9 protein-coding genes are annotated in these 11390 nt (G+C 59.7%); 4 read left to right on the top strand and 5 right to left on the bottom strand.

Annotated features, from left to right (window positions below; all coding sequences use genetic code 11):
• Positions 1–318: 318 nt before the first annotated feature.
• The 5 genes from mnmE to rpmH all read right to left on the bottom strand — a co-directional run bounded on the left by mnmE (position 319) and on the right by rpmH (position 4304).
• Positions 319–1686 (bottom strand): tRNA uridine-5-carboxymethylaminomethyl(34) synthesis GTPase MnmE, encoded by a 1368-nt coding sequence (mnmE, locus tag AACY13_RS19630; protein WP_339463263.1) that lies wholly within the window; start codon positions 1684–1686, stop codon positions 319–321.
• Positions 1687–1761: 75 nt separating this feature from the next.
• Entirely contained in the window at positions 1762–3513 is a 1752-nt protein-coding gene (gene yidC, locus AACY13_RS19625) for a membrane protein insertase YidC (RefSeq protein ID WP_339463262.1), read from the bottom strand.
• A gap of 2 nt (positions 3514–3515) precedes the next feature.
• Positions 3516–3761 (bottom strand): membrane protein insertion efficiency factor YidD, encoded by a 246-nt coding sequence (yidD, locus tag AACY13_RS19620; RefSeq protein WP_339463261.1) that lies wholly within the window; start codon positions 3759–3761, stop codon positions 3516–3518.
• Positions 3754–4158, bottom strand: coding sequence for a ribonuclease P protein component (rnpA, locus tag AACY13_RS19615; protein ID WP_445262595.1), 405 nt, complete (start codon positions 4156–4158; stop codon positions 3754–3756). The genes yidD and rnpA overlap by 8 nt, the downstream gene beginning before the upstream one ends.
• Positions 4159–4169: 11 nt before the next feature.
• The gene (gene rpmH, locus AACY13_RS19610; RefSeq protein ID WP_002551315.1) at positions 4170–4304 is read right to left on the bottom strand and encodes a 50S ribosomal protein L34; all 135 of its coding nucleotides are present in this window, start codon (positions 4302–4304) and stop codon (positions 4170–4172) included.
• 522 nt (positions 4305–4826) lie between these two features.
• Between rpmH and dnaA the strand changes: the two genes are divergently transcribed.
• The 4 genes from dnaA to gyrB all read left to right on the top strand — a co-directional run bounded on the left by dnaA (position 4827) and on the right by gyrB (position 11165).
• The gene (gene dnaA / locus AACY13_RS19605; RefSeq protein ID WP_339463259.1) at positions 4827–6299 is read left to right on the top strand and encodes a chromosomal replication initiator protein DnaA; all 1473 of its coding nucleotides are present in this window, start codon (positions 4827–4829) and stop codon (positions 6297–6299) included.
• 31 nt (positions 6300–6330) lie between these two features.
• Entirely contained in the window at positions 6331–7434 is a 1104-nt protein-coding gene (gene dnaN / locus AACY13_RS19600) for a DNA polymerase III subunit beta (protein WP_339463258.1), read from the top strand.
• A 205-nt stretch (positions 7435–7639) separates the two neighbouring features.
• Complete coding sequence (gene recF, locus AACY13_RS19595) at positions 7640–8743, top strand: DNA replication/repair protein RecF (protein ID WP_339463257.1); 1104 nt, start codon at positions 7640–7642, stop codon at positions 8741–8743.
• A 4-nt stretch (positions 8744–8747) separates the two neighbouring features.
• A complete protein-coding gene (gene gyrB, locus AACY13_RS19590) occupies positions 8748–11165 on the top strand; it encodes a DNA topoisomerase (ATP-hydrolyzing) subunit B (RefSeq protein WP_339463256.1) in 2418 nt (805 codons plus the stop codon).
• The last annotated feature ends 225 nt before the right edge of the window (positions 11166–11390 follow it).

The raw sequence follows: 11390 nt of genomic DNA, 5'->3' as shown, positions 1-11390 counted from the left end.
ACCGGGTTATAGCCAGGGCTTAGGCCGGGTTTTCCACAGGGCTTAGGTGGATAAATAAGTGCTTGGACACCCATATTTCGCCCAGCCGAAGGCCTGCCTGGATGGCATAAATTAGGTTTTAGAGCGGGACGCTACGTAGGATGGGTTAGGCGCAGAAAGGCAATAGTGAAGACGACAGGAGGTTCGATGTGCCGTAACCCATCAAGAATATGCTGCAGATGATGGGTTACGCAGCGCGTGGGATCGGCAGTGATTACAGGTTCAATGCTCTCGCCGCTAACCTGCGCGCCCCGTCCCATCCTACCTGTCTAAACGATGTTATTTGCCGATACAGAAGCTGGAAAAGATCCTTCCGAGCAGGTCGTCGGAGCTGAATGCCCCGGTGATTTCGCCGAGGGCCTGCTGGGCCATGCGCAAGTCTTCTGCCAGCAGTTCGCCGGCCCCGGCCAGGGTCAGCTGGGCGTGGCCATGCTCAAGGTGAGTGGCGGCCTGGCGCAGCGCCTCCAGGTGGCGTCTGCGGGCGCTGAAGCTGCTCTCGGCGGTCTGCTCGTAGCCCATGCAGGCCTTGAGGTGTTCACGCAGCAGGTCCAGGCCTTCAGTGGATTTTGCCGAAAGGCTGATGGTGATATGACCGTCATTGCAGGCTTCCAGGCCAATGGTTTCGCCCGACAGGTCGGACTTGTTGCGGATCAGGGTGACCTTGGCCGGGTCCGGGCGCAGGTCGAGAAATTCGGGCCACAGGGCAAAGGGGTCGTCCGCTTCGGGAGCCGTTGCATCGACCACCAGCAGGATGCGGTCGGCCTCACCAATGGCCTTGAGAGCACGCTCGACACCGATGCGTTCGACCTGATCCTCGGTCGTGCGTAGGCCGGCGGTATCCACCACATGCAGGGGCATGCCATCGATATGGATATGTTCACGCAGCACGTCGCGGGTGGTGCCGGCGATCTCGGTGACGATGGCCGCTTCGCGCCCGGCCAAGGCATTGAGCAGGCTGGACTTGCCAGCGTTGGGCCGGCCGGCGATCACCACCGTCATGCCGTCGCGCAGCAGGGCACCCTGGCCGGCCTCGCGCAGTACCCCGTCAAGGTCCGTGCGCACGCCCTCGAGCAGGTTCAGCACGTGGCCATCGGCGAGAAAGTCGATCTCCTCCTCGGGAAAGTCGATGGCCGCCTCGACATAGATGCGCAGGCTGATCAGGCGTTCGGTGAGGCCATGCACGCGCCGCGAGAACTCGCCCTGCAGCGAGCGCAGGGCATTGCGGGCGGCCTGCTCGGAGCTGGCCTCGATCAGGTCGGCAATCGCCTCGGCCTGGGCCAGGTCGAGCTTGTCGTTGAGGAAGGCGCGCTCGCTGAACTCCCCCGGGCGCGCCAGGCGTGCGCCGAGCTGGACACAGCGGCGCAGCAGCAGGTCGAGCACCACCGGACCACCATGGCCCTGCAACTCCAGTACGTCCTCGCCGGTAAAGGAGTTGGGACCGGGGAAATACAGGGCCAGTCCTTCATCCAGCACCTGCTTGGCATCGGCGAAGAACGGCCCGTAGTGGGCGTAGCGCGGTTGCAGCTGACGTTGGCAGATGGCCTGGGCCAGTTGCCCCGCCAAGGGACCGGAGACACGGACGATACCGACCCCACCACGGCCTTGAGCGGTGGCGACGGCAGCTATGGTTTCGCGGGCTAGTTGCATGGGGTTCTCCAAACGGGGCATAGCAAAACGCCCCTGAAGAGGGGCGTTTTGTTCAAGCGTAGAAGCAACCTGGCTTTAGGCTTCGGCAGCCTTCGTCGCCGCTTCGATCTTGCGGGTAATGTACCACTGCTGGGCGATCGACAGGATGTTGTTGACCACCCAGTACAGCACCAGACCGGCCGGGAACCAGAGGAAGAAGAAGGTGAAAATGATCGGCATCATCTTCAGTACCTTGGCCTGCATCGGGTCCGGTGGCGTCGGGTTGAGCTGCTGCTGGATAAACATGGTCGCGCCCATGATGATCGGCAGGATAAAGAACGGATCCTTGATCGCCAGGTCGGTTATCCACAGCAGCCACGGGGCCTGGCGCATTTCCACGGATTCCAGCAATACCCAGTAGAGCGCGAGGAAGACCGGCATCTGTACCAGGATCGGCAGGCAGCCGCCGAGCGGGTTGATCTTCTCTTTCTTGTACAGCTCCATCATTGCCTGGGACATCTTCTGCCGGTCGTCGCCATGCTGCTCTTTCAACTGAGCCAGCTTGGGTGCAACGGCCCGCATGCGCGCCATGGATTTGTAGCTGGCGGCCGACAGTGGGAAGAAGATCAGCTTGATGATCAGAGTCAGGAAGATGATCGACCAGCCCCAGTTACCCAGCAGGTTGTGGATAACTTCCAGCAGCCAGAAGATCGGCTGGGCCAGGAACCAGAGGATGCCGTAATCGACGGTCAGCTCGAGGCCGGGCGACAGGGTCTTCAGATGACCTTGTAGCTTCGGGCCGGCATATAGAACGGCACTGGTTTCGCCCTGAGCGCCTGCAGCAACCTGAATGGCCGGGCCGGTAAAGCCGACAATGTAGTTGCCTTGGCTGTCTTTGCGGGTCTGTACCTGGTTGGTGCTGTCTTTACTTGGAATCCAGGCAGTGACGAAGTAATGCTGTAGCCAGGCAACCCAGCCTCCTTGAACGGTTTCTTTGAAGGCTTGTTTGTCGATATCTTTCATCGACACTTTTTTGTACGGCTCTTCGGTTGTCCACAGCGCACCGCCGAGGTAGGTCGCAGTGCCGGTTGCAGTGGTGGAGGACGGATCGTCGCTGCCATCACGCTTGAGCTGGGCGAACATGTTGCCGCTCCAGGCCTGGTCGCTCTGGTTGTCGATCAGGTAGCTGACGGTCAGCTGGTAGGCAGCCGGGTCGACGCAACCCGGTTTTTTCTGCTGCTGCTCTTTTTCCGAGCACTGCGGATTCAAACCGCGGATAAAGCTGAAGCGCTTGATGTAGTTGACGCCGTTTTCGCTGAGCTTGAGGTCGACCTGCAACTGGTCCTGACCTTCGGCCAGCTCATAGCTCTTCTGCTCGCTGCTCCACAAAGCACGGCCGCTGGATTTATCCGGGGCATTGCCGCCAATCAGGCCACTCTGGGCCAGATAGGTACGCTCGCCACCGTTGTCGAACAGCTGAAAAGGCACATCCGGACGGTCCTGACGGCGTGGGTACTGCGGCAAGCGCAGTTGCACCACATCGCCACCGCGCGGATCGATGGCCAGTTCCAGGACATCGGTTTTCACCCGAATCAGTTCATCACTCACGGCCGTCGGGGCAACGCTGATGGATCCTGGCTCGATTGCAGTCGCTGCACTCGGAATATCGTCACTGCTGACAGCAGTGGAAGCAGTGCCGGTGGTATCCGGCAAGCCCGGAACACTGCTGCTGACAGCGGCAGTTTCAGTCGGCAGGGCAGCTTGGCCGTAGTCCTGGTTCCACTGGAGAACCATCATATAGGACACGATTGCCAGGGCGACGATCAGGATCGAACGTTGAATATCCATGATTATTCGGCCATCGAAGAGGAACGGGAGATTTTCGCGGGGGGAACCGGGTCGTAGCCACCGGGATTCCACGGGTGACAGCGGCCAAGCCGACGCAGGGTCAGCCAGCCACCACGCGTGACGCCATGTTGTTCAATGGCCTCAAGCGCGTAGCAGGAACAGCTTGGGTAAAAACGACAGTGGCTGGCCATCAAGGGGCTGATGGCGTAGCGGTAGAACTGGATGGGGAGCAAGGCCAGTTTACGCATGGGTACTGTCGGTTACCCCGGTTTGAGCAGGTGCTTGCGGGCTGGGTTTGCTGCGTTCCAGGCGTTTCCAGAGCTTGCCGAACTGGCGGGCCAGTTCAACATTCTCCAGATCGCCGAGTCCCTTACGCGCCACCACGACAATGTCCCAGCCAACCAGGTTGTCCTGGTTGAGGCGGAACGATTCACGTATCTGGCGTTTCAGGCGATTGCGCTCAACCGCGAGCTTGACGCTCTTCTTCCCGATCACCAGGCCCAGACGGGGATGATCGAGATCGTTGTTGCGCGCCAGCAGCAGGACATTTTTGCCCGGAGCTTTGCCGCTAGGGGAGTCGAAGACTGCCTTGAATTGCCGGGGAGTTAGCAGGCGCTTTTCCCGACTGAAGTCTCGACTCACCACAAGACCGAAATTTAGACGGCGAGACGCTTACGGCCCTTGGCGCGGCGACGCGACAGGACAGCACGGCCGTTCTTGGTGGCCATACGAGCACGGAAACCGTGGGTGCGAGCGCGTTTGATAGTGCTGGGTTGGAAAGTACGTTTCATGATGCGGTACCTGGGTGGTCGACTACGGGCCGGAATGGCCCCCGTTTTAAGAGACCGGCAATTCTAGAGAAAGCGGAGGGTCAGGTCAATTTCCAACCAGGCTTTTCCTGCATAAAGAAATATAAAGAAGAGATTATTTAAAGATCTTTTGTAGTGTTAGTAACTATTAGCACCTTGCTGATCTGTGCATAAGTGCCTGCAGGCCACAGAATAAGCCGCGCTCAGCCCAGGGTAAGTCTGTCGAAAAGCCGTGTGGCGGCTGTGCGGTGCATGGGCACAAGCTGAGGATGGAATGCGCTTTTACCCACAGGCGGGTTTTCCACCGGGTTTAACCCTGGTTTATCCCATGAGTTTGGGTGGGGTTATCCACAGAGCTTGAGTCGCTTGTCGAGCGGTAGGTAAAAGCCAATAAGACCTTGATTTTCCTTGCCTGCCACCCGGTTTACGTGTGGATAACTCAGGCCTCGCCGGCTACAATGACGGCTGTTTTTGCCTCGCCGCCTTTCGATTTAGGGGATATCAGTGTCTGTGGAACTTTGGCAGCAGTGCGTCGAGCTTCTGCGCGATGAGCTGCCTGCTCAGCAATTCAACACCTGGATCCGTCCACTGCAGGTCGAAGCCGAAGGCGACGAGCTTCGCGTCTATGCGCCGAACCGTTTCGTACTCGACTGGGTCAATGAAAAGTACCTGACCCGTCTGCTCGAGCTATTGTCCGAGCGCACCAATGGTCTGATGCCTGCCCTCTCCTTATTAATAGGCAGCAAGCGCAGTTCCGCTCCCCGTGCCGCAGTCAGCGTTGCGCCACCGGCACCGACCCCGGTCGCTGCGCCCGCCCCTGTGCAAACGATGCAGGCGCAGGCCAGTGCCCAGGGCGAGCCCTCGCGTTCGAGTTTCGACCCCATGGCCGGTGCAGCCAGCCAGCAGGCCCCGGCGCGTACCGAGCGCACGGTCCAGGTCGAAGGCGGCTTGAAGCACACCAGTTACCTCAACCGTACCTTTACCTTCGACAACTTCGTCGAGGGCAAGTCCAACCAGCTGGCCCGCGCAGCGGCCTGGCAGGTGGCGGACAATCCCAAACACGGTTACAACCCACTGTTCCTTTATGGCGGCGTCGGCCTGGGTAAAACCCACTTGATGCATGCGGTGGGTAATCACCTGTTGGCGAAGAACCCGAATGCCAAGGTGGTCTACCTGCATTCCGAGCGTTTTGTCGCCGACATGGTCAAGGCCCTGCAGTTGAACGCGATCAACGAGTTCAAGCGTTTCTACCGCTCGGTGGACGCGCTGCTGATCGACGACATTCAATTCTTCGCCAAGAAAGAGCGTTCCCAGGAAGAGTTCTTCCACACCTTCAACGCCCTGCTCGAAGGCGGCCAACAGGTGATTCTCACCAGCGACCGTTACCCGAAAGAGATCGAAGGCCTGGAAGAGCGTCTCAAGTCGCGTTTCGGCTGGGGGCTGACGGTGGCGGTCGAGCCGCCGGAACTGGAAACCCGGGTGGCGATCCTGATGAAGAAGGCCGACCAGGCCAAGGTCGATCTGCCTCACGACGCGGCCTTCTTTATCGCCCAGCGCATCCGCTCCAACGTGCGTGAGCTGGAAGGTGCCCTGAAGCGGGTGATTGCCCACTCGCACTTTATGGGACGTGACATTACCATCGAGCTGATCCGCGAATCGCTCAAGGACCTGTTGGCCCTGCAGGACAAGCTGGTTAGCATCGACAATATCCAGCGTACGGTGGCCGAGTACTACAAGATCAAGATTTCCGATCTGCTCTCCAAGCGCCGTTCCCGTTCGGTGGCGCGCCCGCGGCAGGTGGCCATGGCCCTGTCCAAGGAGCTGACCAACCACAGCCTGCCGGAAATTGGCGATGCCTTCGGCGGCCGCGATCACACCACGGTATTGCATGCTTGCCGTAAGATTGCTGAACTTAAGGAATCCGACGCGGACATCCGCGAGGACTACAAGAATTTGCTGCGTACGCTGACAACCTAATACGCAACTCCACTAGGCAAGGGACTAGACCATGCACTTCACCATTCAACGCGAAGCCTTGTTGAAACCTCTGCAACTGGTCGCTGGCGTCGTGGAACGTCGCCAGACCCTGCCAGTGCTTTCCAATGTGCTGCTGGTGGTCGAAGGCCAGCAGCTGTCGCTGACCGGTACCGACCTGGAAGTCGAGCTGGTCGGGCGCGTCACCCTGGAAGAACCCGCCGAGCCCGGCGAGATCACCGTACCGGCGCGCAAGCTGATGGACATCTGCAAAAGCCTGCCGGCGGACGCCTTGATCGATATCCGCATCGACGAGCAGAAGCTGCTGGTCAAGGCCGGGCGTAGCCGCTTCAGCCTGTCCACCCTGCCCGCCAATGATTTCCCCACCGTCGAGGAAGGCCCGGGTTCGCTGACCTTCAGCCTGGTGCAGAGCAAACTGCGTCGCCTGATCGAACGCACCAGCTTCGCCATGGCCCAGCAGGATGTGCGCTACTACCTCAACGGCATGCTGCTGGAAGTGCAGACCGGTGTCCTCCGCGCCGTGGCCACCGACGGCCACCGCCTGGCCATGTGCTCCATGGACGCCGCCATCGAGCAGGTCGAGCGTCACCAGGTCATCGTGCCGCGCAAGGGTATTCTCGAACTGGCCCGTCTGCTCACCGAGCAGGACGGCAGTGTCAGCATCGTTCTCGGTCAGCACCATATTCGCGCTACCACCGGCGAGTTCACCTTTACCTCGAAACTGGTCGACGGCAAGTTCCCCGACTACGAGCGTGTCCTGCCACGGGGTGGCGACAAGCTGGTGGTAGCCGATCGTCAGGGCCTGCGCGAGGCGTTCAGCCGTACCGCGATCCTGTCCAACGAAAAATACCGCGGCATCCGTCTGCAACTGGAGTCCGGTCTGCTGAAAATTCAGGCCAACAACCCGGAGCAGGAAGAAGCCGAAGAAGAGATCGCCGTGGACTACAACGGCAGCGCGCTGGAAATCGGCTTCAACGTCAGCTACCTGCTCGACGTGCTGAGCGTGATGACCACCGAACAGGTGCGCCTGATTCTCTCCGATGCCAACAGCAGTGCCCTGGTGCAGGAAGCCGACAACGACGATTCGTCCTATGTGGTTATGCCGATGCGTCTGTAACCGACATACCGTTGAATAACTACTACGCTCGGCCATGCCGCGTTGGGGTCAGTTTTTGGAAGCCGTCTGCGGCAACGCGCTTAGCGCGACCCAAGTGCGAGTGAAGCGAGTCATGCTCATGTACTACCCGTACACTCCGCTTCCTCAACTGATCCCGCCTTGCCTGACCTTCGCTCGCTACGTTCTACAACGGTCTGTTAGTTAAATGTCCCTGACCCGCTTTACCGTCACCGCGGTGCGTAATCTGCACCCGGTGACCCTCTCCCCCTCCCCGCGTATCAATATCCTTTCCGGCGACAACGGCAGCGGCAAAACCAGTTTGCTCGAGGCCATTCATCTGCTAGGTCTGGCTCGCTCCTTTCGCAGCACCCGCCTGCTGCCGGTTATCCAGTATGAACAGCCGGCCTGCGCCATCTTCGGTCAGGTGCAGTTGGCCGATGGCCGGCAGAGCAATCTGGGCGTTTCCCGCGATCGTCAGGGAGAGTTCCAGATCCGCATCGACGGACAGAATGCTCGCAGTGCCGCCCAGCTTGCCGAAACCCTGCCGCTGCAGTTGATCAATCCGGACAGCTTCCGCCTGCTCGAAGGCGCGCCGAAGATCCGCAGGCAGTTCCTCGACTGGGGAGTGTTCCACGTGGAACCCCGCTTTCTCTCCGCCTGGCAGCGCCTGCAGAAGGCCCTGCGCCAGCGGAACTCGTGGCTGCGGCATGGTACACTTGACGCCGCTTCGCAGGCGGCCTGGGACCGAGAGTTATGCCTGGCCAGCGACGAAATAGACGGTTATCGACGGGCTTATATCCAGGCCCTGAAGCCGGTTTTCGAGCGCACCCTGGGTGAGCTGGTCGAGCTGCAAGGTTTGACCCTCAGTTACTACCGCGGCTGGGATAAAGAACGCGAGCTGAATACCGTGCTCGCCTCTACCCTGTCCCGCGACCAGCAATTGGGCCATACCCAGGCTGGTCCCCAGCGGGCCGATCTGAGGTTGCGTCTGGGGGCGCATAACGCCGCCGAGATTCTCTCGCGGGGGCAGCAGAAATTAGTTGTGTGTGCCTTGCGCATTGCGCAGGGCCACTTAGTGAATCAGGCCAAGCGCGGCCAGTGCATCTATCTAGTGGATGACTTGCCGTCAGAACTGGATGAGCAGCACCGTCGCGCGCTGTGCCGATTATTGGAAGAATTGCACTGCCAGGTGTTTATCACCTGTGTAGACCATGAATTGTTGAGGGAAGGCTGGCGCACGGATACGCCAGTTGCCATGTTCCACGTGGAACATGGTGGCATCACCCAGACCCACGACCACCGGGAGTGAAGGCATGAGCGAAAACCAAACGTACGACTCCAATAACATTAAGGTCCTCAAGGGCCTGGATGCCGTACGCAAGCGGCCTGGCATGTACATCGGCGATACCGACGATGGCAGCGGTCTGCACCACATGGTGTTCGAGGTGGTCGACAACTCGATTGACGAGGCCCTGGCCGGGCATTGCAGCGATATCACCATCACCATCCACCCGGATGAGTCGATCAGTGTGAGCGACAATGGCCGCGGTATTCCGGTGGATATCCACAAGGAAGAAGGCGTTTCCGCCGCCGAAGTGATCATGACCGTTCTGCACGCTGGCGGTAAGTTCGACGACAACTCCTACAAGGTCTCCGGCGGTCTGCACGGCGTGGGTGTCTCGGTGGTTAACGCCCTGTCCGAGCATCTGCTGCTCACGGTGCGCCGCAGCGGCCATATCTGGGAACAGACCTACGTACATGGTGTGCCGCAAGAGCCCATGCGCATCGTCGGCGATTCCGAAACCACCGGTACCCAGATCCACTTCAAGCCTTCCGCGGAAACCTTCGCCAATATCCATTTCAGCTGGGACATTCTGGCCAAGCGTCTGCGCGAACTGTCGTTCCTCAACTCCGGCGTGGGCATCATGCTCAAAGACGAGCGCAGCGGTAAGGAAGAACTGTTCAAGTACGAAGGCGGTCTGCGCGCATTCGTCGAATACCTGAACGTCAACAAGACCGCGGTCAATCAGGTGTTCCACTTCACCATGCAGCGCGAAGACGGCATTGGTGTGGAAGTGGCGCTGCAGTGGAACGACAGCTTCAACGAGAACCTGCTGTGTTTCACCAACAACATTCCCCAGCGTGATGGCGGTACTCACCTGGCCGGCTTCCGCTCGGCGCTGACGCGCAACCTGAATGCCTATATCGAGCAGGAAGGCCTGGCCAAGAAACACAAGATCGCCACCACCGGCGATGACGCCCGCGAAGGTCTGACCGCGATCATCTCGGTCAAGGTACCGGACCCCAAGTTCAGCTCGCAGACCAAGGACAAGCTGGTTTCCAGCGAAGTGAAGACCGCGGTCGAACAGGAAATGGGCAAGCACTTCTCCGACTTCCTGCTGGAAAACCCGGGCGAAGCCAAGGCCGTGGTCGGCAAGATGATCGACGCCGCCCGTGCCCGTGAGGCCGCACGCAAGGCGCGCGAGATGACCCGCCGTAAAGGTGCGCTGGATATCGCCGGGCTGCCGGGCAAACTGGCCGACTGCCAGGAAAAGGACCCTGCCCTCTCCGAACTCTATATCGTGGAAGGGGACTCCGCGGGCGGCTCTGCCAAACAGGGCCGTAACCGCAAGACCCAGGCCATCCTGCCGCTCAAGGGCAAGATCCTCAACGTCGAGAAAGCCCGTTTCGACAAGATGATTTCCTCCCAGGAAGTCGGCACCCTGATCACCGCCCTGGGCTGTGGCATCGGCCGCGATGAATACAACATCGACAAGCTGCGTTATCACAACATCATCATCATGACCGACGCCGACGTCGACGGTTCGCACATTCGTACCCTGCTGCTGACCTTCTTCTTCCGTCAGCTGCCGGAGCTAGTCGAGCGCGGCTACATCTATATCGCCCAGCCGCCGCTGTACAAGGTCAAGAAGGGCAAGCAGGAGCAGTACATCAAGGACGACGAGGCCATGGATGAATACATGACCCAGTCGGCTCTGGAAGACGCCAGCCTGCACGTCAACGAGAGCGCCCCCGGCCTGTCCGGTGGAGCGCTGGAGCGCCTGGTCAACGATTACCGTCTGGTAATGAAAACCCTCAACCGCTTGTCCCGTGTCTACCCGCTGGAACTCACCGAGCACTTCGTCTACATTCCGCGCGTCGAAGTCGAGCAGCTGGCCGATAAAGAAGCCATGCAGCAATGGCTGGGCCTGCTCGATGGTCGCCTCAAGGGCATGGAGAAGTCCGGCCTGATCTACAAAACCAGTCTGCACGAAGACCAGGAGCGTCACCTCTGGTTGCCGCAGGTCGAGCTGGTTTCCCATGGGGTTTCCAGCTACATCATCTTCAACCGCGACTTCTTCGCCAGTAACGACTACAAGACGGTCACCAGTCTGGGCGATCAGCTCAACAGCCTGCTGGAAGAAGGGGCTTACGTGCAGCGCGGCGAGCGCAAGAAAGCGGTAACGACCTTCAAGGATGCACTGGCCTGGTTGATGGCGGAAAGCACCAAGCGTCACAGCATCCAGCGCTATAAGGGCCTCGGTGAGATGAACCCGGATCAACTCTGGGAAACCACCATGGATCCGGAAGTACGGCGCATGCTCAAGGTGCGTATCGAAGACGCGATCGCCGCCGATCAGATCTTCAACACCCTGATGGGCGATGCCGTAGAACCGCGTAGGGACTTTATCGAGACCAACGCCCTGGCGGTGTCCAACCTGGACTTCTAAGGTTGTTGGCGCTGGCGTTTAAGCGCCCATTGCCCTGCTGACAAAACCCCGGTTGATCGAAAGATCTACCGGGGTTTTTTCTTTTGGCCATGCCATGTCTCTCTTGTGGACTCCTGCGTTTAGCGCCGGCGGACAACTCGCACAAGCCTCAAGTCGTGGCCAAGGCCCTGCCAAAAATAACCGATGTTCCACATGGAACATCGGCAAGCGTCGAGGCGTTTCAAT

The sequence above is a fragment of the Pseudomonas sp. EA_105y_Pfl2_R69 genome, assembly GCF_963970915.1.
Lineage (GTDB): Bacteria > Pseudomonadota > Gammaproteobacteria > Pseudomonadales > Pseudomonadaceae > Aquipseudomonas.
The sequence above is the reverse complement of the archived record's forward strand: the minus strand, read 5'-3'. Positions and strand labels throughout refer to the sequence as shown.

Bases quoted from the DNA above. Each gene is read 5' to 3' on its own strand.
- yidD (WP_339463261.1), bottom strand. From the start codon at position 3,761: ATGCGTAAACTGGCCTTGCTCCCCATCCAGTTCTACCGCTACGCCATC.
- rpmH (WP_002551315.1), bottom strand. From the start codon at position 4,304: ATGAAACGTACTTTCCAACCCAGCACTATCAAACGCGCTCGCACCCAC.
- mnmE (WP_339463263.1), bottom strand. From the start codon at position 1,686: ATGCAACTAGCCCGCGAAACCATAGCTGCCGTCGCCACCGCTCAAGGC.
- recF (WP_339463257.1), top strand. From the start codon at position 7,640: ATGTCCCTGACCCGCTTTACCGTCACCGCGGTGCGTAATCTGCACCCG.
- yidC (WP_339463262.1), bottom strand. From the start codon at position 3,513: ATGGATATTCAACGTTCGATCCTGATCGTCGCCCTGGCAATCGTGTCC.
- gyrB (WP_339463256.1), top strand. From the start codon at position 8,748: ATGAGCGAAAACCAAACGTACGACTCCAATAACATTAAGGTCCTCAAG.
- dnaN (WP_339463258.1), top strand. From the start codon at position 6,331: ATGCACTTCACCATTCAACGCGAAGCCTTGTTGAAACCTCTGCAACTG.